The organism is Pseudomonas sp. MYb13, assembly GCF_002980075.1.
GTDB classification, from domain to species: Bacteria; Pseudomonadota; Gammaproteobacteria; order Pseudomonadales; family Pseudomonadaceae; genus Aquipseudomonas; species Aquipseudomonas lurida.
Genome location: NZ_PCQI01000006.1, coordinates 26555 through 51182, shown reverse-complemented (window position 1 = coordinate 51182; position 24628 = coordinate 26555). Strand labels below are relative to the sequence as shown.

The following is a 24628-nucleotide window of genomic DNA, read 5'->3' as shown; positions in this document are numbered from 1 at the left end:
CGGGTCAGGGCTTGGGCTTGGCGTGGGCCGCCAGTCTTTCGAGCGCCGCGCGCAAGGCTGGGTTGCTGATCCCGTCGGCGGTTGCCTGAATGGTTTCGGCCGCAGTCGTCGAAAGATCATGAGTATGTTCCACCACGCCAGGCAGGGTGGTGGGCGGCTGTACCTTGAACTGAATGCGTGTCAGCCCGGCGAATTCATCAAAGGCCATCAATTGGCGCTGCAGGCGTTTTTGCTGGTAGCGCAAACGCGTTGCCCAGTGGCCATCCGTGACAATGAGCAGCAGGTGACCTTCACGCCACGACGCCACGCGGCAATGTTCGCGCGCGGCCGGTTGCAGCTGGCTTTCGAGCAGGCGTTGCAACTGGCCCAAGCGTTTCGCATGGCCAAAGATGGCTTTCAGCGGCTTGGCATCGCGAAGCAACACGGCGGGTGCACGGGCTGTCAGGGGGCGAAGTGCCATTATTGGACACCTTAAGTAACAGAGCGGCCATCTTAGCAGAAAGCGCCTGTAGGCCCCCTGGCCATGCATCCACCGGGTGTCGTGCGTAAAATCAATAGGTAACTTCTGCGTTCCATGGGTTGAAGTTCCGGCAAAAGCCCTTATTTTAAACAAGCCCTCTCACAGCCCCATGCCAGCATCGGGGAACAACGCCACTTTCCTCACCCACGAATCCGGGTAGAATGCGCGTTCGCATGCGGCCGTGAGGGCTGCTCGGGCCACTGACGGTGCGCCCTCCATCCCTATGTGTGGAAGAACCTGCCGATATGTTTGCGCCTTTGTTAAAGAAACTTTTTGGAAGCAAGAATGAGCGCGAAGTCAAACGCATGCTCAAGACGGTGCAGCTGGTCAATGCCTTCGAAGAGCAGATGGTTGCCCTGTCGGACGAGCAATTGCGCGCCAAGACCCAAGAGTTCAAGGCCCGCATAGCCAAAGGTGAAACCCTCGACAAGCTGCTTCCCGAAGCCTTTGCGGTCGCCCGTGAAGCCGGTAAGCGTGTCATGGGCATGCGCCACTTCGACGTCCAGTTGATCGGCGGCATGACCTTGCATGAAGGCATGATTGCCGAAATGCGCACAGGTGAAGGCAAGACCCTGGTGGCAACCCTGGGCGTTTACCTCAATGCGCTGTCCGGCAAGGGCGTGCACGTTGTGACGGTGAACGACTACCTGGCTCGCCGGGACGCCAACTGGATGCGCCCGCTGTATGAATTCCTCGGCCTGACCGTCGGCGTGGTAACGCCGTTCCAGCCGCCGGAAGAGAAGCGCGCCGCATACGCCGCCGACATCACCTACGGCACCAACAACGAATTCGGTTTCGACTACCTGCGCGACAACATGGCGTTCAGCATGGAAGAAAAATTCCAGCGCGAACTCAATTTTGCCGTGATCGACGAAGTCGACTCCATCCTCATCGACGAAGCCCGTACCCCGCTGATCATCTCCGGCCAGGCCGAAGACAGCTCGCGCCTGTACACCGAGATCAACAAGTTGATCCCGCGCCTGGAGCAGCACATCGAGGAAGTGGAAGGCGTGGTGACCAAAGAAGGTCACTTCAGCATCGACGAGAAGACCCGCCAGGTCGAGCTCAACGAAGCCGGTCACCAGTTCGTCGAAGAGATGCTGACCCAGATCGGGGAGCTGGCCGAGGGTGAAAGCCTGTACTCGGCACACAACCTGGGCCTGTTGACCCACGTGTATGCTGGCCTGCGTGCCCACAAGCTGTTCCATCGCAACGTTGAATACATCGTGCAGGATGGCCAGGTTGTGCTGGTCGACGAGCACACCGGCCGTACCATGCCGGGTCGTCGCCTGTCCGAAGGCCTGCACCAGGCCATCGAAGCCAAGGAAGGGCTCAACATCCAGGCTGAAAGCCAGACGTTGGCTTCCACCACCTTCCAGAACTACTTCCGTCTGTACAACAAGCTGTCCGGCATGACCGGTACGGCCGACACCGAAGCGTTCGAATTCCACCAGATCTACAACCTGGCCGTGATGGTCATTCCGCCGAACAAGCCGTTGGCGCGTAAAGACTACAACGACCTGGTGTTCCTGACGGCCGAAGAGAAATACGCGGCAATCATCAACGACATCAAGGACGGCATGGCCCAGGGTCGTCCGATCCTGGTGGGTACTGCCACCATCGAGACGTCCGAGCACGTGTCCAACTTGCTCAACAAGGAAGGCATCGAGCACAAGGTACTCAACGCCAAGTTCCACGAAAAGGAAGCCGAGATCATTGCCCAGGCCGGTCGCCCAGGCGCACTGACCATTGCCACCAACATGGCCGGTCGTGGTACCGACATCCTGTTGGGCGGCAACTGGGAAGTGGAAGTGGCTTCCCTGGACAACCCGACGCCAGAGCAGATCGCCCAGATCAAGGCTGATTGGCAGAAACGCCACCAGGCCGTGCTGGAATCCGGTGGCCTGCAGGTGATCGCCTCCGAGCGTCACGAGTCGCGCCGTATCGACAACCAGCTGCGTGGTCGTGCCGGCCGTCAGGGTGACGCCGGTTCCAGCCGCTTCTACCTGTCGCTGGAAGACAGCCTGATGCGCATCTTCGCCTCTGATCGGGTGAAGAACTTCATGAAGGCCTTGGGCATGCAGTCCGGTGAAGCGATCGAGCACCGCATGGTGACCAACGCCATCGAGAAAGCCCAGCGCAAGGTGGAAGGCCGCAACTTCGACATTCGTAAGCAACTGCTCGAGTTCGATGACGTCAACAACGAACAGCGTAAAGTGATCTATCACATGCGTAACACGTTGCTGGCCGCCGACAACATTGGCGAGACCATCGCTGACTTCCGTCAGGACGTGCTCAATGCCACCGTCAGCGCACACATCCCGCCACAATCCCTGCCAGAGCAGTGGGATGTTGCCGGTCTGGAAGCCGCGTTGAAGAGCGATTTTGGTGTCGACTTGCCGGTTCAGCAATGGTTGGACGAAGACGATCACCTGTACGAAGAAACCCTGCGCGAAAAACTGATGGCCGAATTGCTGGCCGCGTACAACGAGAAAGAAGAGCAGGCGAGTGCCGAAGCCCTGCGCACCTTCGAGAAGCAAATCGTTCTGCGCGTGTTGGACGACCTGTGGAAAGACCACCTGTCGACCATGGATCACCTGCGTCACGGTATCCACCTGCGTGGCTACGCCCAGAAGAACCCGAAGCAGGAGTACAAGCGCGAGTCGTTCACGCTGTTCTCCGAGCTGCTGGATTCGATCAAGCGCGATTCTATCCGCGTGCTGTCCCACGTTCAGGTGCGTCGCGAAGACCCGATCGAGGAAGAAGCCCGCCTGCGTCAGGAAGCCGAGGCACTGGCCGCGCGCATGCAGTTCCAGCACGACGAAGCGCCAGGACTGGAAGCCCCTGAGGTATTGGGCGAAGAGGTCGATGTGGCCTTGGCTCAAACCCCAGTGCGCAATGACCAGAAGCTGGGCCGCAACGAACTGTGCTGGTGCGGTTCGGGCAAGAAGTTCAAACACTGCCACGGCGAAATCAACTAAGATTTTTGCCTGACGCTGCAACACCCTGCGCCGCGACCGGCCTTTGCCGTCGCGGCGTTTTGCCATTAATTACGCCGTCAATCACGCCGGCACAGACATCACCTATTTTTAAGGAGCGCATTCATGGCTGTTGGTCTTGGTCCGTTGCCCACATTGCACCCGGTTGCCGGTTTCGAACTCGGTATCGCTTCGGCCGGCATCAAGCGCCCAGGGCGCAAGGATGTGGTGGTGATGCGCTGTGCCGAAGGCTCGACCGTCGCCGGTGTGTTCACCCTCAACGCGTTCTGCGCTGCGCCGGTGATCCTGGCCAAGCAACGCGTGGCCGGCACGATCCGTTACCTGCTGACCAACACCGGCAATGCCAACGCCGGCACCGGCGAACCGGGCCTGGTGGCAGCCGCGCGCACCTGCGCGAAGCTGGCCCAATTGGCCGGCGTGGACGCCAGCCAAGTGCTGCCATACTCCACCGGCGTCATCGGTGAGCCGCTGCCTGTGGAAAAAATCGAAGGCGCACTGCAAGCCGCGCTGGACGACCTGTCTGTGGATAACTGGGCGGCCGCTGCTACTGGCATCATGACCACTGACACCTTGCCAAAAGGCGCGAGCCGCCAGTTCGTGCACGATGGCGTGACCGTCACCGTGACCGGCATCAGCAAGGGCGCCGGCATGATCCGTCCGAACATGGCCACCATGCTTGGTTATATCGCCACCGACGCCAAAGTCTCCCGCGATGTGCTGCACAGCCTGATCCTGGACGGTGCCAACAAATCGTTCAACCGCATCACCATCGATGGCGACACCTCGACCAACGACTGCTGCATGCTGATCGCCACTGGCCAGGCCAACCTGCCGGAGATCACCGAGGCCAGCGGCCCGCTGTTCGCGGCGTTGAAGCAGGCCGTGTTCGAAGTGTGCATGGAGGTGGCCCAGGCCATCGTGCGCGACGGCGAAGGCGCGACCAAATTCGTAACGGTTGAAGTCAATGGCGGCGGCAATCACCAGGAATGCCTGGATGTTGGTTACACCGTGGCTCACTCGCCGCTGATCAAGACCGCATTGTTCGCCTCGGACCCGAACTGGGGCCGCATCCTGGCAGCCGTCGGCCGTGCCGGCGTGCCGGACCTGGACGTGAGCAAGATCGACGTGTTCCTCGGTGACGTGTGCATCGCCAGCCGTGGTGCCCGTGCCGAGACCTACACCGAAGCCCAGGGCTCGGCGGTGATGCAGCAAGAAGAAATCACCATCCGCATCGAGCTGGGTCGCGGCGCGTGCAGCGAAACCATCTGGACGACCGACCTGTCCCACGAATACGTGAAGATCAACGCGGAATACCGTACCTGACAGCCAAGAGGAAAAGCGCGGTGAAACGAGTGCATGTAGCAGCAGCGGTGATCCGCGGTGTCGACGGCAGGATCCTGCTGGCGCGCCGTGCCGATACCCAGCACCAGGGCGGCCTCTGGGAGTTTCCCGGGGGCAAGGTGGAGGCCGATGAATCGGTCGCCAGTGCCCTGTCCCGCGAACTGCAGGAAGAACTGGGGATCCAGGTCACTACCGCGCGGCCGCTGATCAAGGTGCAACATGACTACCCGGACAAGCAGGTGTTGCTGGATGTCTGGGAAGTCTCGGCCTTTACCGGCGAGCCCCATGGTGTCGAAGGGCAGCCGTTGGAATGGGTTGCCCCTCGGGATCTGCTCAACTATGAGTTCCCGGCGGCCAACGCGCCGATCGTTGCGGCCGCGCGCCTGCCTGCCGAGTACCTGGTCACGCCGGGCGAGCTGGAACCCCCGACGTTACTGCGCGGTATCCAGAAAGCCATTGCTGGCGGCATCAAGCTGGTGCAACTGCGCGCGCCCAACGGCTATGACCCCAAGTACCGTGACCTTGCGGTCGATGCGGTGGGGCTGTGCGCGGGCAAGGCGCAACTGATGCTCAAGGGGCCGTTTGAATGGCTGGGGGATTTTCCAGCAGCGGGTTGGCACATGACGGCCGCGCAACTGCGTAAATACGCCAGCAAGGGACGGCCACTGCCAAAAGATCGCTGGCTGGCGGCCTCGTGCCACAACGCTGAGGAACTGGCATTGGCGGAAATGATGGACGTGGATTTTGTCACGCTGTCGCCGGTGCAGCCGACCCAGACGCATCCCGATGCGCAACCGTTGGGTTGGGAGCAGGCGGCAGAATTGATCCGCGGGTTCAGCAAGCCGGTGTTTCTGCTGGGCGGGGTAGGGCCGGCTGATCGGGAGAAGGCTTGGGAAACCGGGGCTCAGGGTGTCGCAGGGATCCGGGCGTTCTGGCCTGAGGTTTGATGTTGTTCTGAAGGGCCTCTTCGCAGGCAAGCCAGCTCTCCCATTTGACGTGTGAACACATTCAAGTGTGGGAGGGGGCTTGCCCCCGATTAGGCCCTGTCATTCAACTCAAAAACATCAGTGTGGCTTGGCGGCAGCTTGCCACAACACTTCGGCCACACCCTGGCGCCTGGCGATCACCCTGGCGGCCACGAACAATAAGTCCGACAACCGATTGATATACGCCAACCCCACGCCCTCCAACGGCTCAATCGCGTTCAAATGCTGGCACCTACGCTCTGCACTGCGCGCCAGGCTGCGGCACACATGGGCTTGGGCGATCAACGCCGAGCCACCGGGCAAGATGAAGTTCTCCAGCGGCCCCACTTCCTCATTCCAGCGGTCAATCGCGGCCTCCAATCGATCCACCTCTGCGGCATTCAACGCCTTGTACACCGGCATTGCCAGCTCACCGCCAAGGTCGAACAAGCGATGCTGGCAAGGCGTCAGCACTTCGATCACATCCTTGAGTGCTGGATGCTTGCCGCTCTGTTCTTCCAGAGTGGCCAGCAACAATCCCAGCTGACTGTTCAGCGTGTCCACTTCACCAATCGCTTCCACCCGTGGGTGGTCCTTGGGCACGCGACGGCCGTCGCCCAGGCCAGTCTCGCCTTTGTCACCGGTGCGGGTGTAGATCTTCGACAGGCGAAAGCCCATGGTCATTGCTCCAGTTGCGTGAGTTCGTAAGGTGGCAGTTGGCTGCCGGCCAGGGGCAGGCGCAGGGTGAAGCAAGTGCCTTGGCCGAGGGTCGAGTGCACTTCCATCTGGCCCTTGTGGTTGTTGGTGATGATGAAATACGACACCGACAACCCAAGCCCTGTGCCCTGGCCGATTTCCTTGGTGGTAAAGAACGGCTCGAAGGTGCGTTTGCGCACGTTTTCGCTCATACCGATGCCATTGTCTTCCACTTGTATCTCCGCCCACGGCGGGTTGAGGCGAGTACGCAGGATAATGCGCCCCGGCTCGCTGTCATCTTCACGCAGGTGGATGGCCTGGGCGGCGTTTTTCAGCAGGTTGAGCAGGACCTGTTCCAGTTCGTTGGCGGTGCCAGGTACCGGGCCCAGTTGGGGATCGAACTGGCGGATGATCGCCTGGCCCTTGAAGTCAAAGCCAATGGTCAGGTCGAAGTCGTTACCGGCGATTTCCACCGCCTGGTCGATCAGCGCCGGTAAGTCGCACGGTGCCATCTGCCGATTGCTGCGGCGACTGAAGCTGAGCATGTGGGTGACGATTTTCGCCGCCCGTGCCCCGGCTTGCTGGATGCCATCGAGCAGTTGCGGCACTTCGCGGCTTTGCAGGTAGTGGTTGACCGTCTCCAGCGCGATGCCTGCCTGCTCAGCGTGTTCCAGGTTCTTGGGCAGGTCGGGAGACAGACGGCGGCGAATGTTCTGCACGTTATGCAGGATCGCCCCCAGCGGGTTGTTGATCTCGTGGGCCATGCCGGCGGCCAGGCCCCCCACGGAGAGCATTTTTTCCGACTGCACCATCATTTCTTCCAGGGACAACCGCTGGGTGATGTCATCGATACGGATCACCACGCCACGCCCGGCGCCGCCCATCAGTGGGTAGAAGGTGAGCGCGTAGTGCTTGGCTTCGTCGTCCTTGAACCATGTGACCCGCTCGATCCGCTCCACGGTGTGTTGCTCGACCGCTGCCCTGATCTGCGGCAAGTAAGGCTTGAGCGGCTGGAACGCCAGGTAGATAGGCTGGTTCAGGGCTTCGTCCAGGCGTGTGCCGGATAGCGCACTGGCTTCCTGGTTCCATTGGGTGACGTAGAGTTGTTCATCCAGGGCGATCAGTGCCGAGGGCATCGAGTCGATGATGCTGTTCAGGTAATTCTGGAAACCGGTGAGTTTTTTCTCGATCTTGCTGCGAACCTGGACTTCAAGCTCCAGCTTGCGGTTGGTGTGGCGCGTCTCTTCGGCCAAGCCTTGTGCCTGGTCATAGGCCGCCTGGGAGTCATCCCGTGCGCGCTTGAGCTGCTGCTCGCGGGCTTCGATGCGCGACAGCATGGTGTTGAAGGCTTCGGCCAGGCTGCCGATTTCATCGTGGTTGCCACGGCCGGCGCGCAGGGCGTAGTTCTCTTCGCGGGTGACCTGGCGCGACAACTCTTCCAGTTCGTGGATCGGCCGGGTGATCAGGCGTTTGATCTGGCGGGCGATGACCAGCCACAACAACACGCTGAAAATCAGGATGCCCAGGCTGGCCGTCAGCGTGCCGGTATAGAACGCCACCGGCAGCTCGCTACTGGCCACCAGCAGCAGATGCCCGGACGGCTGCCCTGCGCGGGGCAAGGTGATGATCTGGTTGCTGCGAAACTCAGTGACACGCCAGGCTTCGATATGCCGGTAGTTGTCGGGCAGGTGCAGGCGGTCGCCGTGTTGCATCTGCGCCAGGCGGTTGCCTTCACCGTCGTACAGGGCGGCGGCGCGCAAGGGGGAATAACTGGTCAGCTCATTGAGCAAGGCTTGCGCCTTGGCGGGCGACTCGAGGGCTTCGGCGGCGAGCGCGGGGTTGGACACCAGGCGACCAATGGCCTGCAAGGCCTGGGGGGCCATGCTTTCCTGGGAGATCCAGTAGGCGGCGCTGATAAAGGTCAGGTTGGCCACCAGCAGTACGGTGGTCAACAGCACCAGCAGGGCGGCCAGCAGTTTCTGCCCGACCGGTAGGTTTTCAAGACGCTGGCGCAGCGGCATCAGGTTTTTCCCAGGTGATAGACAGGCGGGCAGGGTAGCGCGTGGCTCAGTCGCGGGGCAATCCGCGTGCGAGCAACTGCTCGACCAAGCGCACTTGCAGCTGTTGCAAATGCGGCAGGTTCAGTTGGTGGCGGGCGGCCGCCTGGCAAGCATAGCCCAATAGATAGCTGATTTCGGTGCGCCGGCCGGCGGCCACGTCCTGGTACATGGAGGAGTAATTGGCGGCTGTGGCCTGGATCACCCGTTCCACTTCGTGCTGCAGGTCCAGCGCGGCAGCGGGCTGGCCGCAGCATTGCAGCAGTTCAGCCAGTTCTGCGCACAGGGTGGCGACTTCGCAGTGATGGGCTTGCAGTGCTCCGTTGCGGCACTGGTACAGCACCGTCAGTGGGTTGATGGCGCAATTGAGTGCCAGCTTGCGCCACAGCCGCGTGAGGATATCGGCACTCCAATCGTGGGGGATGCCTGAGGCGTGCAAGTCCTCCAGCCACAGCGGCGGGGTAGGGTGGCTGGCGTCCCCCAGCCAGGTGTAGCCATGGCCGGCAAACACGACGCGCCACTCGCCATCGCGAAACGCGCCTTCGGTGCTGGAGGCAAAAATGCAGCGGGCCTGGGGCAGTTGCGCGGCGACCGCATCCTGGCTGCCGAGGCCGTTCTGTAGCAGGACCAGCTCGGCATCGGGTGCCAGTCGGTGTTGTAACTGTGCGACGGCGCCTTGGGCGTCGTAGGCCTTGCACGCCACCAGCAGGCGATGAATCGGCTCTGGGCTGTCAGGCGTTTCTGCGATCACCGGGTAGGTGTGTGCGACACCGTGCTCCACCAGCGTCAGCCCGTTGGCCGCCTGATAGCTGGCCAGGCGTGCCGCATCACGCAGGATCAACCGCACGGGCACGCCCGCACGCGCCAGACGAGTGGCCCAGAGTGTGCCCAGGCTGCCGGCGCCGAGAATATGCCAGGTGGTCGACATCTGTTTGTGCTCCTTGGGGTCGCTCACAGTGAACGCGGCGAAAGAACCGCTATAATGCCCCGGCATTTTAGCTCGGGCGCGCTCCATCTCTACTGAGCCCGCCCCTTATATTGGAGAAATGACATGCCTTCGTTCGACGTGGTATCCGAACTGGACAAACACGAAGTCACCAACGCCGTCGAGAACGCCGTCAAGGAACTGGACCGTCGCTATGACTTGAAAGGCAAGGGCAGCTTCGAATTCAAGGAAAAGGAACTGACCGTCAACCTGACCGCTGAAGCCGATTTCCAGCTGGAAGCGATGATCGAGATCCTCAAACTGTCGCTGGTCAAGCGCAAGATCGACGCGCAGTGCCTTGAGATCAAGGACGCCTACGCCTCCGGCAAGCTGATGAAGCAGGAAGCCATCCTCAAGGAAGGCATCGATAAGGAGCTGGCGAAGAAGATCGTCGCCCACATCAAGGACGCCAAGCTCAAAGTCCAGGCAGCGATCCAGGGCGAGCAGGTTCGCGTTACCGGCAAGAAACGTGACGACCTGCAAGAGGCCATCGCGGCCCTGCGCGCCAAGACGTTCGACATGCCGCTGCAGTTCAATAACTTCCGCGACTGATGGCACTTTGGGGAACCCGCGGGCGTTTTTGACGTCCGACGCCCCACAACCTGCGCCCACCATTGAGCCCTACGGGGCTCAATTGCATTTAGGGCCACTCAATATGCCGAACATCCGGTAAACAGGAGAATGTAGATGGATTTGAACGCTGAAATGGATCACCTGATCAAGACCTCGGAGTCGTGGTTGCCGATGATCATGGAATACGGCAGCCGGTTTTTGCTGGCGGTGATCACCCTGGCCATCGGTTGGTGGCTGATCAACGTGTTGACCCACCGAGTAGGGCGTTTGCTGGCACTGCGTAATGCAGACCTGGCGCTGCAACACTTCATTACCAGCCTGGCGAACATTGCGCTCAAGGTCATGCTGGTGGTCAACGTGGCCTCGATGATCGGCGTGGCAACCACGTCGTTCGTTGCCGCGATCGGTGCCGCCACCCTGGCCATCGGCCTGGCACTGCAAGGCAGCCTGGCGAACTTCGCGGGCGGCGTGCTGATTCTGTTGTTCCGCCCGTTCCGCATTGGTGACTGGATCGAAGCCCAGGGCACTTCCGGCACCGTCGACAGCATCCAGATCTTCCACACCGTGTTGCGCACCGGCGACAACAAGACTGTGATCATCCCCAACGGCAGCCTGTCCAACGGCCTCATCACCAACACCAACCGTCAGCCGACCCGCAAGGTGGTGTTTGACGTGGGTGTCGACTATGAAGCCGACCTGCAGAAAGCCCGTGAAGTGCTGCTGGAATTGGCGAAAGACCCGCGCGTACTGGCAGATCCGGCCGCTGTGGCAGTGGTTTCGACCTTGGGCGACAGCTCGATCACCGTCTCCCTGCGTTGCTGGACCAAGACGGCGGATTATTGGGACGTGGTATTCATGTTGAACGAACTGGCACGCGACCGTTTGAAAGCCGCGGGGATTGATATTCCCTTTCCGCAACGGGTTATTCGCGTGATGCAGGAAACAGTCGCCAAGTAACGCGAGCCAATAGTCTGGAACTTGGCCGTTAGGTCAGGTTCCAGTTGCAAGCGCCAATCTAGTTAGTTAGCTTGCTAGTTATTCTCGTGCTGAAACATTACAGCCATAAAAAAGCCGCTCCCTTGATTAACAAGAGAGCGGCTTTTTGTTTAAGGCCGAAGCCTTAACCCATCGTTGTAATTAAACCGTCAATTACAAGATGTTCAGCGGGTAGTTCGCGATCAGACGCAGTTCGTCGATCGAAGGCGAACCGTAGTACACGCCATCGCCGGAGCGATAAGTGGCTTGACGCAGACGCAGGCTCAGGTTTTTCGCTGGGCCGCTCTGTACCACGTACTTGGCTTCGATGTCGCGTTCCCACTCTTTACCGTTCGAGGTGGTGGCAGTGTTGGCGCCGCTACCGGTGACATAACGAGTCATGAAGCTAAGACCAGGAATGCCAAAGGTCGCCATGTTGATGTCGTAGCGAGCCTGGTAGGACTTCTCGCCTTCGGCGTTGAAGTCGGAACGGGCAACGGAGTTGGCCAGGAACACGCTACCGCCACCGTCTACGCCGTAGCCATAGTCGCCGTCGCCGGTGACTTTCTGGGCTGCCAGGGTGAAAGTGTGAGCACCGATGGTGTATGCGCCCTGCAAGCTGAACGCACGGTTGTCGAGCTTGGTGCGGTCTGCGAACGGCAGATCGCTGTCTTTGGAAGCACGTTGCAGGCCTTCGCCTTCGCTCTTGGTGTCGTAGATGTTGAAGTCCAGGGCGAAGGACTGGTCGTCGCTCAGCGCGTGGGTCCAGTTCAGGTTGCTGTAGTACTTGCGGAAGTAATCTTCGGTCTTCGCGTAGTACAGGCTGCCGGTGAACTCAGGCGTGAACGAGTAGACACCACCGACGAAGTCGGTTTTGGTCAGGCCAAGGCTGTCGTGGTAGGTCTGGTTCTGCGCAACGCTGGAAGTGAAGTGACCGCCTTCCAGTTTCAGGCCCTTGATCTCGCTGCTGGTGATCGAGATACCTTGTGGCAGCTCTGGCAGCAAGCGGCTGTCGTCAGAGGCGAACACAGGAGCCGTGGTGTACTGGTCACCGACTTTCAGGACCGTATTGGAGATACGGAACTTAACGGCACCGCCGCCTTTGGAGTAGTCGTCTTGCGAGCGACCGTCGGAACCGGTTGGGAACAGACCGGTACCGGCACGACCCTTGCCGCTGTCGAGCTTGACGCCCAGCAGGCCGATCACGTCGACGCCGACGCCGATGGTGCCCTGGGTGAAGCCCGATTCGTACAGGGCATTGAAGCCCAGGCCGGTTTCTTCGGCGCGGCTCTGGGAGTCTGGGCCCGACGGGTTGTTGCGGAAGTCGCGGCTGAAGTACAGAGCGCGAGTATTAATGCTGAAAGTGCTGTCTTCAACAAAGCCTTTGGAATCGCTTTGGGCGGACGCCATTGCGAACTGCGAGGTGCCTGCTGAAACAGCCAGGGCGATCATGCTCCACTTCATCACGCGCATCGTGATTTGCTCCTTTGGTTTTAGGAAGAGTACTGCCGTCCCACCTGTATTTTTGTCTGGGCGGCTCTTTCTTTTTTGTGTCGGCGCAAAGTTATATCACGCTGACAATATTGGCGATACGTGCCCAACTTTCCTTTCAGCTTCTTTACGAGCTTGTCGTAGATTGCTATATCCATGTCGCAAATTCACAGCCTCCCTGTAACGAGGCTGACAACTTCAATACTGTTTCAAACCCTGTGAAAGAACGTAAGAAACGTTACGTTAAAAGTTTGAAATCGTCCTTGGCGCGCATTGAACCGCTGCTGTTTTTCATCGCGAAACACCTGCTTCCCTTGTGGTGCCGTTGCCGACGATAGGGGGATGAATGCAGCAAGCGTGCCCAAACCCATAATTGAATGTCATTTTTTTGTGAAAAGCGTCGTGGATTCGTGAAAACCGCATAAGCACGGGGTTTTTACGCCGTTTGGTTTTGGCTCGATGCACGCTCCGTGTGTCGGTCGGGCGGCGCTCACATCCTGGATTTTGCAAAAACGTTACCGGTTCACCCCGTTCAGTGGGTACTCGGCGGATCTCTTTGAGGCACAAATGGGTCATTTTGGTGCAGTGCCCCAGATATCGGTCGATCGCAGTGATGGCTCAATGCCTCAATTCGTGAGGCCTCTGAGTCGCGGGTCTCGTCGACATGGGTTGATCAGTGCTTGGCCAATCGCCGCTTGATTGGTCATTGAGCGTAGCCCAAATATTCACTTGTCTCGAAATGGTGCGTTTTTTTTCAATGCGCCTTGCCGGGGCGCGTGAGGGTTGGCGTGAAGCGACTGCGATTCGCAGGTATGCTGGTGCCTTGAACCTGACCTGCCGAACGGAGTGCCTGCGGTGTTCGCTTTAGATCAACGTCTTCAACAAGACACGCTGGCCATTGGGGATTTCCCCCTGTGCCGCCTGCTGCTGTCCAATGATTCGAACTACCCTTGGTTCATCCTGGTGCCGCGTATCAACGGTATCAGCGAAGTGTTTCAACTGGATGTCGCCGATCAGCAACAGTTGTGGCAAGAGACGACGGCCCTGGCGCAACGGTTGAATGAAGGGCTGGCGGCCGACAAGATGAACATCGGCGCCCTGGGCAATGTGGTGAGCCAGTTGCACGTGCATGTGATCGTGCGCAAGCGCGACGATGCTGCCTGGCCGGCGCCGGTATGGGGCAAACATCCGGCGCAGCCATACACCGATGAACAAGTGGCGGCCATGCGCGCCCGTCTGCGCGAGCTGTTGCCCGCCGACTTCATCTTTACCCAGGGCTGAATCATGGATCTGCAAGACCGCGTTACCGACCTGGAAAGCCGCCTGGCTTTCCAGGATGACACCATCGAGACCCTCAATGACATCCTCGTCACCCAGCAGCGGGCGGTCGAGCGCCTGCAATTGCAGATGACCGCGCTGCTCAAACGCCAGGAAGAGATGGGCGGCCAATTCGAAACCTCCGAAGAAGAAGCGCCCCCGCCCCACTATTAATAGCTGTGCATAAAAAAACCGCGACCCAGCCAGGCTGGATCGCGGTTTTTTTTGCTGCGAAGGCTGGTATCAGCGACGCGGCAGTGCAGCGATCACGTCTTCGGCTTGCAGGCCTTTATCGCGATTCATGACGGAGAATTCCACGCGCTGGCCTTCTACCAGGACGCGATGGCCTTCGCCGCGAATAGCCCGGAAATGGACGAAGATATCGTCGCCCGAATCACGGGAAATAAAGCCGAAGCCTTTGGACGTGTTGAACCACTTGACGGTACCGGTATCCCGATTGGTCATGTCGTAGGTTTGCGACGAGGCCGCAGGGGACGAACGGTAGAAGCTGATGGCCAGGTGAAGAACGATGGCGACCACAGCAATCACCAGGCTTAGCAGGATGGCCGGGTGGCCACCCACTTCAGGCATCGGTGCCAGGAGGGTGAGGGTTTGTACGACAACGGTCAGTACCAGCAGCGCGCTGACCAGGTTTTGCAGTTGATGACGTGTGCCTTTGTTCCAGTAAGGGATCACCGGTGCCAGCGTCAGGTTAAGAAGGCCGAACAAGGCCAGGTACAGAGCGTCGTGTTGTTCCAGGTAGGGAGGACTTCCCTGTTGCAAGCTCGGTATAAAGGACAGCAGCAAAGCTGCAACGCCCGTTAGCAGGTGGACGATTTTCAACATTTTGATTAACTCACGTTAAGACGGATCACAAGGAAGAGCTGACTGGCACGGTTCGCTTCTGAACAATGGGAGGCGTTGGGCACGTGCGCGGGGTATCAGCCTATGCCGCTGCCGCAGAAAGTAACGGCGACGACACGTCGCCTATTTAACAGCAAAGGGTGTGCCTACTCAAATCAAGCATTTCGGGGCGTTGCAAGGGTGATGGCATTTCTGCGCCAAACGCTTGTCCTAGACACATGCGGGCTTTTCAAGCGGCTTGCAGGGATATTTCCTACTTGAGTCCTTGGCTCGGGCCGCACCGTTTCACGCACCAGACACCGGGGCGAATTGCCGCGCCGGGCTGCGCATCGCCGGGACTCTTGCTAGAGTGGTCCTGCACCTGATCAATGAATGCTTGTCAATTGAAGGGGATAAACATGGCAATCGATATCGGTATCAGTGAAGAAGATCGTAAATCCATCGTCGACGGGCTTTCGCGACTGCTTTCCGATACCTATGTACTGTACCTGAAGACCCACAACTTCCATTGGAACGTCACGGGTCCCATGTTCCGTACGCTGCACCTGATGTTCGAGGAGCAGTACAACGAACTGGCCCTGGCGGTGGACTCCATCGCCGAGCGCATCCGTGCCCTGGGGTTCCCGGCGCCGGGTGCCTACTCGATCTACGCCCGCCTTTCGTCCATCAAGGAAGAAGAAAGCGTGCCCAGCGCGGAAGAGATGATCAAGCAATTGGTGGATGGCCAGGAGGCGGTCACTCGCACCGCACGTGGCATCTTCCCTCTGCTCGACAAGGTCAGCGATGAGCCGACTGCCGACTTGTTGACCCAGCGCATGCAGGTTCACGAGAAAACCGCGTGGATGCTGCGCTCACTGCTGGAAAATCAGTAAACGCCTGCCCTGAGTGGCGCCGTCGTGGCGCTGCTCGCTTGTTTCCGCGCATTTCCTGGCGTTCTCCTACGCCTATCAACTCCGCGTCTTCTGGCTGCCTGCGTCTCCCTGCTGTTTTATAGGGGCATCGCCCAATGGGACAACCCATGGGCTGCTGTTTGGCAATGGAGTGTCAGGTGTATGTCACGCGGAGTGGGTAATGGAGTGATGGAAACCGCTGGTTTTCATAAGATAAAGGTCGATCCCTTTGCGAAAGGGTTCGACATGGGACTGGCCAAGCCATTGTCCCGGTCGGTAAGGCTCAACGGGTTTTCCACTTGCCTGCGGCTGGAGCAGATCTATTGGAATATCCTCACGGAAATAGCCAGGATCAATGCCTGTTCAGTCAGTGCGTTGCTGTCTTATGTTGATCGGGAAGTGCACTTGCGTCATGGCGGTGTGAAAAACTTCAGCGGGTTGGTCAGGGTGGTGTGCGTGGTTCACGTCTTGAAAGGACGTATTGAGCCTTCATGTTCCCTGGGACAGTCCCCGGTATAGTCACCGGGCTTCGGGGCCGGCCCTCCATCAAGGTGGGCGAGGCTCCAGGCAGAAAGCCGGCTGCACTGCCTCGATTTACCAGATATAATCCCGCGCTTTGCTACGCATGCTGCGGACCCGTAGGGCAGGCGTGGCGCAGTAATGATCTGATCGCCGAGACATCTCCATGCCCATGTACGACTATCAATGTGCTTCCTGTGGTCATCAGTTGGAAGCCATTCAGAAGATCAGCGCAGCGCCGCTGGTCGATTGCCCAGCCTGCCAGGCACCGGAGCTCAAGAAGATGTTGTCCATGCCGGGCTTCCGCTTGAGCGGCAGCGGCTGGTACGAGACCGACTTCAAGACCGGCTCGAAGAAGAACCTGGCGGGCGGCGACAAAGCAGACTGAGTTGAACTCTACGCGCAGGCTCCTGCATTATCCGTCCCCTGCTTTAATGTACGGTGACGAGGCGGGCCTCCACCGAATTTCGAATTACGAGAAGTGAAACCACTACCATGATGCGCAGCCACTATTGCGGCCAACTGAACGAGACCCTGGAAGGTCAGGAAATCACCCTTTGCGGATGGGTTCACCGTCGCCGCGACCACGGCGGGGTGATCTTCCTCGATATCCGTGATCGTGATGGTCTGGCCCAGGTGGTGTTCGACCCGGATCGCGCCGAGAGTTTCGCCGCGGCCGACCGCGTGCGCAGCGAGTACGTCGTGAAGATCACCGGCAAGGTTCGCCTGCGTCCGGCCGGTGCCGTCAACAAGAACATGGCGTCCGGCGGCATCGAAGTGCTGGGCTATGAACTGGAAGTGCTGAACGAGTCGGAAACCCCGCCGTTCCCGCTCAACGAATACTCCGACGTCGGCGAAGAAACCCGCCTGCGTTACCGCTTCCTGGACCTGCGTCGTCCGGAAATGGCCGAGAAGCTGCGCCTGCGCTCGCGCATGACCACCAGCATCCGCCGCTTCCTGGATGAAAACGGCTTCCTGGACGTCGAGACCCCGATCCTGACCCGGGCCACCCCGGAAGGCGCGCGTGACTACCTGGTGCCTAGCCGTACCCACGCAGGCTCGTTCTTCGCGCTGCCGCAATCGCCACAGCTGTTCAAGCAACTGCTGATGGTGGCCGGCTTCGACCGTTACTACCAGATCGCCAAGTGCTTCCGCGACGAAGACCTGCGCGCCGACCGCCAACCGGAATTCACCCAGATCGACATCGAGACCAGCTTCCTCGATGAAAAAGAGATCATGGGCCTGACCGAACAAATGATCCGCAACCTGTTCAAGGAGGTGCTGGACCTGGAGTTCGGCGACTTCCCGCACATGACCTTCGAAGAAGCCATGCGCCGCTACGGTTCCGACAAGCCAGACCTGCGTAACCCGCTGGAACTGGTGGACGTGGCCGACCAGCTCAAGGACGTCGACTTCAAGGTGTTCAGCGGCCCGGCCAACGACCCGAAATGCCGCATCGCCGCCCTGCGCGTGCCTGGCGGCGCGAGCATGCCGCGCAAGCAGATCGACGACTACACCAAGTTCGTCGGCATCTACGGTGCCAAGGGCCTGGCGTACATCAAGGTCAACGAGCGCGCCAACGGTGTTGACGGCCTGCAATCGCCGATCGTGAAAAACATTCCGGAAGCCAACTTGAACGTGATCCTCGATCGCGTCGGTGCGGTCGACGGCGACATCGTGTTCTTCGGTGCCGACAAGGCCAAGATCGTCAGCGAAGCCCTGGGCGCGCTGCGGATCAAGCTGGGTCACGACCTGAACCTGCTGACCTGCGAGTGGGCCCCGATGTGGGTCGTTGACTTCCCGATGTTCGAAGAGAACGACGACGGCAGCTTCAGCGCCTTGCACCACCCGTTCACCGCGCCGAAGTGCTCGCCGGCCGAGCTGGAGGCCAACCCGGCTGGCGCCCTGTCCCGCGCCTACGACATGGTCCTCAACGGCACCGAGCTGGGTGGCGGTTCGATCCGTATCCACCGCAAAGAGATGCAGCAAGCGGTCTTCCGCCTGTTGGGCATCAACGAAGCCGAACAGGAAGAGAAATTCGGCTTCCTGCTCGACGCCCTCAAGTACGGTGCGCCGCCGCACGGTGGCTTGGCATTCGGCCTGGACCGCCTGGTGATGCTGATGACCGGCGCCCAGTCGATCCGTGAAGTGATTGCCTTCCCGAAAACCCAGAGCGCTGCGGACGTCATGACCCAGGCTCCAGGTGTGGTGGACGCCAAGGCGCTGCGCGAGCTGCACATCCGTCTGCGCGAGACGCCGAAGGCTGAGTAAGGCTGCTGCGTGAAAGCGCACTGAGGTTTACGCAGTCTAAAAAGGCGCATCTTCGGATGCGCCTTTGCGTTACAAGGGTTGCGATTTAAAGCGAGAGGTCCTGCCTGGGGCGGGATTGACAAGGTTTCTACAGAATTTCGGAGTTGTGTTATGGCTGGCCATTCCAAGTGGGCGAACATCAAGCACCGCAAAGAGCGTCAGGATGCCAAGAAAGGCAAGATCTTCACCAAGTGGATCCGCGAGCTGACCGTGGCTGCCCGCCAGGGCGGTGGTGACCCGGGTTCCAACCCGCGTCTGCGCTTGGCACTGGACAAGGCCCTTGGCGCCAACATGAGCCGTGACATCATCGACCGCGCCGTGGCCCGCGGGGCCGGTGCTGCCGATACCGACGACATGGTCGAGCTGAGCTACGAAGGCTACGGCCCGGGCGGTGTGGCGGTGATGGTCGAGTGCATGACCGACAACCGCAACCGCACTGCGGCAGCTGTACGCCATGCGTTCAGTAAATGCGGTGGCAACCTCGGTACCGATGGATCGGTGGCCTACCTGTTCGAGCGCAAGGGGCAGATTTCCTTCGCGCCGGGCACGGATGAAGACGCGCTGATGGAAGCGGCGATGGAGGCGGACGCCGACGATGTGGTGACCAACGAAGATGGCTCCATCGACGTATTCACCTCGTTTGCCAGTTTCTATGCCGTACGCAACGCGCTGGAAGCCGCCGGCTTCAAGGGCACCGACGCAGAAATCGTCATGCTGCCCACCACCAGTGCCGAACTTGACCTGGACGGTGCACAGAAAGTGTTGAAAATGCTCGATATGCTCGAAGACCTGGATGATGTGCAGAATGTGTACTCCAACGCCGACATCCCGGAAGACGTAGCTGCACAGCTAGGCTGAGGTATGACGTAGGTCAAAATGTGGGAGCGGGCTTGCCCGCGAATGCGGTGTGCCAGTCGCTCCAGGCGTTGGCTGACCCACCGCCTTCGCGGGCAAGCCCGCTTTTACATTGGATTTTCTCTGTATCAAAAATTGTGTTTACCCAACCCGCAGGCGTTATGACTTTAATCCTAGGTATCGACCCCGGTTCGCGCATCACCGGTTTTGGCGTGGTGCAACAAACCCCCCGCGGCTGTGTCTACGTCGCCTCGGGCTGCATCCGCACCGGCGCTGGCGAGCTGGCCGAGCGCCTGCAGATCGTCTATCGCGGCGTGCGTGAAGTGATCCAGACCTACGGGCCGGTCACCATGGGCATCGAAAAGGTGTTCATGGCGAAGAACGCCGACTCCGCGCTCAAACTTGGCCAGGCCCGTGGCGCCGCCATCGTGGCCGGCGCCGAAGAGGGCATGGAGATCGCCGAATACACCGCGACCCAGGTCAAGCAGGCAGTGGTCGGCACCGGCGCCGCCAACAAGGAGCAAGTGCAGATGATGGTCATGCATATGCTCAAATTGACTGCCAAGCCGCAGATTGACGCCTCCGACGCCCTGGCTATTGCCATTTGCCATGCACACACTCGCTCAAGTTTACTGCCGCATGGCCTGGGCACGGCACGCAGTCGTGGCGGGCGCCTGCGTCTCTGATAGCATCAGCGCACTCGTTGTTTCCGGTCAGGCCTTGATCTGACCCCAAGCTTTAAGGATCTGAACCGTGATTGGACGCTTGCGCGGCACTCTGGCTGAGAAACAGCCGCCGCATCTGATTCTGGATGTAAATGGGTTGGGGTATGAGCTGGAAGTGCCCATGACCACCCTGTATCGCCTACCGTCGGTCGGCGAACCGCTGACGCTGCACACCCATCTGGTGGTGCGCGAAGACGCGCAACTGCTCTATGGTTTCATTGGCAAGCGCGACCGCGATTTCTTCCGCGAACTGATCCGCCTCAACGGCGTGGGACCAAAACTGGCCCTGGCCTTGATGTCCAGCCTGGAAGTGGATGAGCTGGTGCGTGCCGTTTCGGCCCAGGACACCTCGGCGCTGACCAAGGTGCCAGGCGTTGGCAAGAAGACCGCCGAGCGCCTGCTGGTGGAGCTCAAGGACCGCTTCAAGGCCTGGGAAGTGGTGCCGAGCATGTTTGCGCTGGTACCGAACCAGCCGGACATGCCGGCGGGCCAGGTCGCCAGCGCCGAAAGTGACGCGGTCAGCGCGCTGATTTCCCTGGGCTACAAGCCGCAGGAGGCCAGCAAGGCCGTATCGGCCATCAAGGACAAGAACCTGAGCAGTGAAGACATGATCCGCCGAGCCCTGAAGGGAATGATTTAAGTGATTGAAGCTGATCGTCTGATCGCGGCCACCGGCCCGCGCGACCGTGAAGAAATCCAGGACCGCGCCATCCGTCCCCTGAGCCTGGCCGAATACATCGGCCAGCCCACGGTGCGCGAGCAGATGGAGTTGTTTATCCAGGCCGCGCGTGGGCGCAGTGAGTCCTTGGACCATACGTTGATCTTCGGCCCACCTGGCCTGGGTAAGACCACCCTGGCCAATATCATTGCCCAGGAAATGGGCGTGTCGATCAAGTCCACGTCCGGGCCGGTGCTGGAACGCCCGGGTGACCTGGCGGCATTGCTGACCAACCTGGAGCCGCACGACGTACTGTTTATCGACGAGATCCACCGGCTGTCGCCGATCGTCGAAGAAGTGCTGTACCCGGCGATGGAAGACTTCCAACTCGACATCATGATTGGCGAAGGCCCCGCAGCCCGCTCGATCAAGCTCGACCTGCCGCCGTTCACGCTGGTGGGCGCCACGACCCGCGCCGGGATGCTGACCAACCCGCTGCGAGACCGTTTCGGCATTGTTCAACGTCTAGAGTTCTATAGCACGGCAGACTTGGCGACTATCGTCAGTCGTTCGGCGAGCATTCTCGGCTTGCCCCTGGACCCGGAAGGCGCGTTTGAAATTGCCCGTCGGGCCCGCGGCACACCACGGATTGCCAACCGCTTGTTGCGTCGCGTGCGAGACTTTGCCGAAGTGCGGGCCAAAGGGCATATCACCAAGGCCGTGGCCGACCTGGCCTTGAACCTGCTGGACGTGGATGAGCACGGCTTCGATCACCAGGATCGACGTCTACTCTTGACCATGATCGAGAAGTTCGACGGTGGCCCTGTGGGGGTCGACAGCCTGGCGGCGGCCATCAGTGAAGAACGCCACACCATTGAGGACGTGCTGGAACCGTACCTGATCCAGCAGGGCTATATCATGCGCACACCCAGAGGGCGGGTCGTGACGCGGCATGCCTATTTGCACTTCGGGTTAAACATTCCGTCACGATTGGGGGAGATGCCCGTGGTAGACGAATTTCTCGATGCAGTGGACGATTAAAAGCTTCACGCAAGTCGATTTATTCGATGTTTGTGCTGTCCTAGTGGCTGGCGTCGTCATTCAGTCACTGGAAATGTTTCAGCGGATGAAAAAACAGTTGCCCAGCCGGATTGGCAACCTGAGGAGTAAGCACTAGAGTATGCGCGCGCAAAACGGGGATCAGTCGTTCGCACATCGCTGTCGCGTTTATTACGAGGACACCGATGCCGGCGGCATCGTGTATTACGTCAACTACCTCAAGTTCATGGAGCGGGCTCGAACCGAGCGGCTACGGGAGCTGGGCTTTGCCCAATCCGAGCTGGCAGGGGAGGACCTGTTGTTCGTCGTGCATTCCAGCGAGGCGCGGTATCACGCGCCGGCGCGGCTGGACGACGAGTTGTTGGTAAGCGCTGAAGTAATCGAATTGAACCGTGTCAGCCTGCGTTTCAAGCAGCAGGTCAGGCGGGCAACGGATGCAACGCTGCTCTGTGAGGGGCAGTTCCTGGTGGCCTGTGTGCGCACCAATAGTTTGAAACCCCGGGCCATTCCCGAAGCTCTACGTGCGGCCTTTGCCGACGTAAGCGGCGCGGGTAAACAATCAAAGCAGGAGATTTAGCGTGGAACCTACCGTCGTCGACCATTCCTCCATGTGGAGCCTGGTCAGCAATGCCAGTGTTGTGGTTCAACTGGTCATGCTGACCCTGGTAGCCGCATCGGTTACCTCTTGGGTCATGATTTTTCAGCGCAGCAACCTGCTGCGTGCCGGTCGACGTGCCCTGGAGAGCTTTGAAGAGCGCTTCTGGTCGGGTATCGACCTGTCCAAGCTGTACCGCCAGGCCGGCAGCAACCCCGACCCGGATTCGGGCGTCGAGCAGATCTTCCGCGCGGGCTTCAAGGAATTCTCCCGTCTGCGCCAGCAGCCAGGCGTTGACCCTGAAGCGGTCATGGAAGGCGTGGCCCGTGCCATGCGCGTTGCCATCTCCCGTGAAGAAGAAAAGCTTGAGCAAAGCTTGCCGTTCCTCGCCACCGTGGGTTCCGTGAGCCCATACATCGGCCTGTTCGGTACCGTTTGGGGGATCATGAACTCCTTCCGTGGCCTGGCCCAGGCCCAGCAAGCCACCCTGGCCACCGTGGCCCCGGGTATTGCCGAAGCCCTGATCGCCACCGCGATCGGTCTGTTCGCTGCTATCCCCGCAGTAATCGCCTACAACCGTTTTGCCGCCCGCGGCGAAAACCTGATTGGCCGTTACTACACCTTCGCCGATGAATTCCAGGCGATCCTGCACCGTAAAGTGCACACCAGCGAAGAATAAGCAGGTACCTCCCGATGGCTTTAATCACTCGAGCTCGAACCAAGCGCAAGCCGGTCGCCGAGATGAACGTAGTGCCTTACATCGACGTGATGCTGGTGCTGCTGGTTATCTTCATGGTGACCGCGCCGATGCTCAACCAGGGTGTGAAGGTTGATCTGCCCAAGGTTTCCAGCGAAGCCTTGCCCCAGGACAACAACACCCAGGTGCTGACTATTTCGATCAAGTCCGACAAGACCTATTACTGGAACCTTGGCAGCGAAGTCGACACTCAGAAGCAGCAGGACAAGGCCCTGACCTTGCCGGCCATGACCGATGCGGTGACCAAGATCATTCGCTCCGGCAACGAAGGCGGCAAGCACACCCAGGTCTTCATCCGCGGAGACAAGGCGGTCGACTACGGCTCCGTCATGGGCGCCATGGGCGGGCTGCAGAAGGCCGGCGTGGGTAACGTTGGCTTGATTACCGAGGCGCCCTGATGCAGCAACAGCGAGAGCCGTCCGCCTCGGAGAGCTACTTCTGGCCTAGCGTCTGGGCAATTGCCCTGCACGTCCTGGTGTTTGGCATGCTGTTCGTCAGCTTTGCCATGACCCCGGACCTGCCGCCAGCCAAGCCGATCGTGCAGGCGACCCTGTATCAGCTGAAATCGAAAAGTCAGGCCACCACCCAGACCAATCAGAAGATTGCGGGTGAGGCCCAGAAGTCGGCTGCGCGCCAGACTGAAGTCGAGCAGATGGAACAGAAGAAGGTCGAGCAGGAAGCGGTGAAGGCTGCTGCGGAACAAAAGAAAGAAGAGGCGGCTCAAAAGGCCGAGGAATCGAAAAAGGCTGACGAAGCGAAGAAGGCCGACGAGGCGAAAAAGGCTGATGAAGCCAAGAAAGCCGAGAAAGCTGCCGAAGCTAAAAAGGCCGAAGAGAAACAATTGGCTGATATAGCCAAGAAGAAGTCTGAAGAAGAAGCCAAAAAAGCGGCTGAAGAAGAGGCCAAGAAAAAGGCCGCTGAAGACGCCAAGAAGAAAATAGTCGAAGACGCGAAGAAGAAAGCCGCCGAAGACGCCAAGAAAAAAGCTGAAGCAGACGAGGCGAAGAAGAAAGTCGCCGACGACGCGAAGAAGAAAGCTGCCGCCGACGCCCAGAAGAAAAAGGCCCAGGAAGCAGCACGTAAATCCGCCGAAGAGAAAAAGGCCCAGGCCTTGGCAGATTTGCTCTCCGACACGCCGCAGCGTCAGCAAGCCTTGGCCGATGAACGTGGTGATGAAGTCGCGGGCAGTTTCGACGACCTGATTCGAGCGCGGGCAGCGGAAGGCTGGACACGTCCACCTTCGGCACGCAAAGGCATGACAGTAGTGCTGCAGATCGGCATGTTGCCGGACGGTACGGTGACTTCGGTCAGCGTGGCCAAGTCCAGTGGTGACGGTTCGTTCGACAGTTCGGCGGTTGCCGCGGTCAAGAACATTGGCCGGTTGACCGAGATGCAGGGAATGAAACCAAGCGACTTCGCTCCCTATCGTTCATTCAAGATGACATTCACACCTGAGGATCTAGCCTTGTGAGAAACC

At 59.7% G+C, this 24628-nt stretch carries 25 protein-coding genes; 19 read left to right on the top strand and 6 right to left on the bottom strand.

The genetic code is table 11. The features are described from left to right. Nucleotides 1-4 precede the first annotated feature (4 nt). Nucleotides 5-460, bottom strand: a complete 456-nt coding sequence (locus tag CQ002_RS13275; RefSeq protein WP_105162784.1) for a DUF721 domain-containing protein — start codon at nt 458-460, stop codon at nt 5-7. Nucleotides 461-765: 305 nt separating this feature from the next. On the opposite strand from CQ002_RS13275, the gene secA reads away from it, so the two are divergent. The 3 genes from secA to CQ002_RS13260 all read left to right on the top strand — a co-directional run bounded on the left by secA (nt 766) and on the right by CQ002_RS13260 (nt 5807). Continuing rightward, a complete protein-coding gene (gene secA / locus CQ002_RS13270; RefSeq protein WP_034109162.1) occupies nt 766-3501 on the top strand; it encodes a preprotein translocase subunit SecA in 2736 nt (911 codons plus the stop codon). 123 nt (nt 3502-3624) lie between these two features. Further along, nucleotides 3625-4842 carry a bifunctional glutamate N-acetyltransferase/amino-acid acetyltransferase ArgJ gene (argJ, locus tag CQ002_RS13265; protein ID WP_034109161.1) on the top strand — a complete coding sequence of 406 codons (1218 nt, stop codon included), beginning with the start codon at nt 3625-3627 and terminating at the stop codon, nt 4840-4842. 20 nt (nt 4843-4862) lie between these two features. Beyond that, nucleotides 4863-5807 carry a Nudix family hydrolase gene (locus CQ002_RS13260; RefSeq protein ID WP_034109160.1) on the top strand — a complete coding sequence of 315 codons (945 nt, stop codon included), beginning with the start codon at nt 4863-4865 and terminating at the stop codon, nt 5805-5807. Between the two features lie 117 nt (nt 5808-5924). On the opposite strand, the gene CQ002_RS13255 is transcribed toward CQ002_RS13260, so the two are convergent. From CQ002_RS13255 to CQ002_RS13245, 3 genes are read right to left on the bottom strand one after another with little or no spacing between them, the layout of a single operon-like run. Beyond that, entirely contained in the window at nt 5925-6503 is a 579-nt protein-coding gene (locus tag CQ002_RS13255; protein ID WP_105162783.1) for a cob(I)yrinic acid a,c-diamide adenosyltransferase, read from the bottom strand. A gap of 2 nt (nt 6504-6505) precedes the next feature. Then, entirely contained in the window at nt 6506-8542 is a 2037-nt protein-coding gene (locus CQ002_RS13250) for an ATP-binding protein (RefSeq protein WP_034109158.1), read from the bottom strand. Between the two features lie 46 nt (nt 8543-8588). After that, nucleotides 8589-9506, bottom strand: a complete 918-nt coding sequence (locus CQ002_RS13245; RefSeq protein WP_098467306.1) for a putative 2-dehydropantoate 2-reductase — start codon at nt 9504-9506, stop codon at nt 8589-8591. 123 nt (nt 9507-9629) lie between these two features. On the opposite strand from CQ002_RS13245, the gene CQ002_RS13240 reads away from it, so the two are divergent. Next, a complete protein-coding gene (locus CQ002_RS13240; RefSeq protein ID WP_010208088.1) occupies nt 9630-10115 on the top strand; it encodes a YajQ family cyclic di-GMP-binding protein in 486 nt (161 codons plus the stop codon). A gap of 135 nt (nt 10116-10250) precedes the next feature. After that, nucleotides 10251-11093: a mechanosensitive ion channel family protein gene (locus CQ002_RS13235; RefSeq protein WP_034109156.1), complete on the top strand. Its 843-nt coding sequence runs from the start codon at nt 10251-10253 to the stop codon at nt 11091-11093. A gap of 192 nt (nt 11094-11285) precedes the next feature. On the opposite strand, the gene CQ002_RS13230 is transcribed toward CQ002_RS13235, so the two are convergent. Continuing rightward, on the bottom strand, nt 11286-12584 hold the full coding sequence (locus tag CQ002_RS13230; protein WP_034109155.1) for an OprD family porin: 1299 nt from the start codon (nt 12582-12584) through the stop codon (nt 11286-11288). Between the two features lie 873 nt (nt 12585-13457). Between CQ002_RS13230 and CQ002_RS13225 the strand changes: the two genes are divergently transcribed. Together CQ002_RS13225 and CQ002_RS13220 are read left to right on the top strand one after the other, a co-directional pair. Beyond that, nucleotides 13458-13883: an HIT domain-containing protein gene (locus CQ002_RS13225; protein ID WP_034109154.1), complete on the top strand. Its 426-nt coding sequence runs from the start codon at nt 13458-13460 to the stop codon at nt 13881-13883. Nucleotides 13884-13886: 3 nt separating this feature from the next. Further along, the gene (locus CQ002_RS13220; RefSeq protein ID WP_015885618.1) at nt 13887-14093 is read left to right on the top strand and encodes a SlyX family protein; all 207 of its coding nucleotides are present in this window, start codon (nt 13887-13889) and stop codon (nt 14091-14093) included. Nucleotides 14094-14162: 69 nt separating this feature from the next. Here CQ002_RS13220 and CQ002_RS28710 read toward each other — a convergent pair whose 3' ends face one another. Then, nucleotides 14163-14765, bottom strand: coding sequence for a cold-shock protein (locus CQ002_RS28710; RefSeq protein WP_025854767.1), 603 nt, complete (start codon nt 14763-14765; stop codon nt 14163-14165). A gap of 416 nt (nt 14766-15181) precedes the next feature. On the opposite strand from CQ002_RS28710, the gene CQ002_RS13210 reads away from it, so the two are divergent. The 12 genes from CQ002_RS13210 (at nt 15182) to tolA (ending at nt 24622) form a co-directional block, all read left to right on the top strand. Then, entirely contained in the window at nt 15182-15655 is a 474-nt protein-coding gene (locus CQ002_RS13210; RefSeq protein ID WP_034109153.1) for a Dps family protein, read from the top strand. Between the two features lie 180 nt (nt 15656-15835). Next, nucleotides 15836-16192, top strand: coding sequence for a ribbon-helix-helix domain-containing protein (locus CQ002_RS13205; protein WP_080758321.1), 357 nt, complete (start codon nt 15836-15838; stop codon nt 16190-16192). Nucleotides 16193-16358: 166 nt separating this feature from the next. Next, nucleotides 16359-16580 carry an FmdB family zinc ribbon protein gene (locus CQ002_RS13200; RefSeq protein WP_010208103.1) on the top strand — a complete coding sequence of 74 codons (222 nt, stop codon included), beginning with the start codon at nt 16359-16361 and terminating at the stop codon, nt 16578-16580. Between the two features lie 107 nt (nt 16581-16687). Continuing rightward, nucleotides 16688-18463, top strand: coding sequence for an aspartate--tRNA ligase (gene aspS / locus CQ002_RS13195; protein ID WP_025854764.1), 1776 nt, complete (start codon nt 16688-16690; stop codon nt 18461-18463). 150 nt (nt 18464-18613) lie between these two features. After that, entirely contained in the window at nt 18614-19360 is a 747-nt protein-coding gene (locus tag CQ002_RS13190) for a YebC/PmpR family DNA-binding transcriptional regulator (RefSeq protein WP_034109151.1), read from the top strand. A 158-nt stretch (nt 19361-19518) separates the two neighbouring features. Continuing rightward, nucleotides 19519-20043 carry a crossover junction endodeoxyribonuclease RuvC gene (ruvC, locus tag CQ002_RS13185; RefSeq protein ID WP_025854762.1) on the top strand — a complete coding sequence of 175 codons (525 nt, stop codon included), beginning with the start codon at nt 19519-19521 and terminating at the stop codon, nt 20041-20043. A gap of 67 nt (nt 20044-20110) precedes the next feature. Further along, the gene (gene ruvA / locus CQ002_RS13180) at nt 20111-20722 is read left to right on the top strand and encodes a Holliday junction branch migration protein RuvA (protein WP_025854761.1); all 612 of its coding nucleotides are present in this window, start codon (nt 20111-20113) and stop codon (nt 20720-20722) included. Then, nucleotides 20723-21781: a Holliday junction branch migration DNA helicase RuvB gene (ruvB, locus tag CQ002_RS13175; RefSeq protein WP_034109150.1), complete on the top strand. Its 1059-nt coding sequence runs from the start codon at nt 20723-20725 to the stop codon at nt 21779-21781. 139 nt (nt 21782-21920) lie between these two features. After that, entirely contained in the window at nt 21921-22376 is a 456-nt protein-coding gene (gene ybgC / locus CQ002_RS13170) for a tol-pal system-associated acyl-CoA thioesterase (protein WP_025854760.1), read from the top strand. Nucleotide 22377: 1 nt separating this feature from the next. Continuing rightward, a complete protein-coding gene (gene tolQ / locus CQ002_RS13165) occupies nt 22378-23073 on the top strand; it encodes a protein TolQ (protein WP_010208111.1) in 696 nt (231 codons plus the stop codon). A 23-nt stretch (nt 23074-23096) separates the two neighbouring features. After that, nucleotides 23097-23549: a protein TolR gene (gene tolR / locus CQ002_RS13160; RefSeq protein ID WP_161634127.1), complete on the top strand. Its 453-nt coding sequence runs from the start codon at nt 23097-23099 to the stop codon at nt 23547-23549. Then, nucleotides 23549-24622 (top strand): cell envelope integrity protein TolA, encoded by a 1074-nt coding sequence (gene tolA, locus CQ002_RS13155; RefSeq protein ID WP_034109149.1) that lies wholly within the window; start codon nt 23549-23551, stop codon nt 24620-24622. Before tolR ends, tolA begins: the two co-directional genes overlap by 1 nt. Nucleotides 24623-24628: the final 6 nt, after the last annotated feature.

Bases quoted from the DNA above. Each gene is read 5' to 3' on its own strand.
- CQ002_RS13275 (WP_105162784.1), bottom strand. From the start codon at position 460: ATGGCACTTCGCCCCCTGACAGCCCGTGCACCCGCCGTGTTGCTTCGC.
- secA (WP_034109162.1), top strand. From the start codon at position 766: ATGTTTGCGCCTTTGTTAAAGAAACTTTTTGGAAGCAAGAATGAGCGC.
- argJ (WP_034109161.1), top strand. From the start codon at position 3,625: ATGGCTGTTGGTCTTGGTCCGTTGCCCACATTGCACCCGGTTGCCGGT.
- CQ002_RS13255 (WP_105162783.1), bottom strand. From the start codon at position 6,503: ATGGGCTTTCGCCTGTCGAAGATCTACACCCGCACCGGTGACAAAGGC.
- CQ002_RS13250 (WP_034109158.1), bottom strand. From the start codon at position 8,542: ATGCCGCTGCGCCAGCGTCTTGAAAACCTACCGGTCGGGCAGAAACTG.
- CQ002_RS13245 (WP_098467306.1), bottom strand. From the start codon at position 9,506: ATGTCGACCACCTGGCATATTCTCGGCGCCGGCAGCCTGGGCACACTC.
- CQ002_RS13240 (WP_010208088.1), top strand. From the start codon at position 9,630: ATGCCTTCGTTCGACGTGGTATCCGAACTGGACAAACACGAAGTCACC.
- CQ002_RS13235 (WP_034109156.1), top strand. From the start codon at position 10,251: ATGGATTTGAACGCTGAAATGGATCACCTGATCAAGACCTCGGAGTCG.
- CQ002_RS13230 (WP_034109155.1), bottom strand. From the start codon at position 12,584: ATGCGCGTGATGAAGTGGAGCATGATCGCCCTGGCTGTTTCAGCAGGC.
- CQ002_RS13220 (WP_015885618.1), top strand. From the start codon at position 13,887: ATGGATCTGCAAGACCGCGTTACCGACCTGGAAAGCCGCCTGGCTTTC.
- CQ002_RS28710 (WP_025854767.1), bottom strand. From the start codon at position 14,765: ATGTTGAAAATCGTCCACCTGCTAACGGGCGTTGCAGCTTTGCTGCTG.
- CQ002_RS13210 (WP_034109153.1), top strand. From the start codon at position 15,182: ATGGCAATCGATATCGGTATCAGTGAAGAAGATCGTAAATCCATCGTC.
- CQ002_RS13205 (WP_080758321.1), top strand. From the start codon at position 15,836: ATGTCACGCGGAGTGGGTAATGGAGTGATGGAAACCGCTGGTTTTCAT.
- CQ002_RS13200 (WP_010208103.1), top strand. From the start codon at position 16,359: ATGCCCATGTACGACTATCAATGTGCTTCCTGTGGTCATCAGTTGGAA.
- aspS (WP_025854764.1), top strand. From the start codon at position 16,688: ATGATGCGCAGCCACTATTGCGGCCAACTGAACGAGACCCTGGAAGGT.
- CQ002_RS13190 (WP_034109151.1), top strand. From the start codon at position 18,614: ATGGCTGGCCATTCCAAGTGGGCGAACATCAAGCACCGCAAAGAGCGT.
- ruvC (WP_025854762.1), top strand. From the start codon at position 19,519: ATGACTTTAATCCTAGGTATCGACCCCGGTTCGCGCATCACCGGTTTT.
- ybgC (WP_025854760.1), top strand. From the start codon at position 21,921: ATGCGCGCGCAAAACGGGGATCAGTCGTTCGCACATCGCTGTCGCGTT.
- tolA (WP_034109149.1), top strand. From the start codon at position 23,549: ATGCAGCAACAGCGAGAGCCGTCCGCCTCGGAGAGCTACTTCTGGCCT.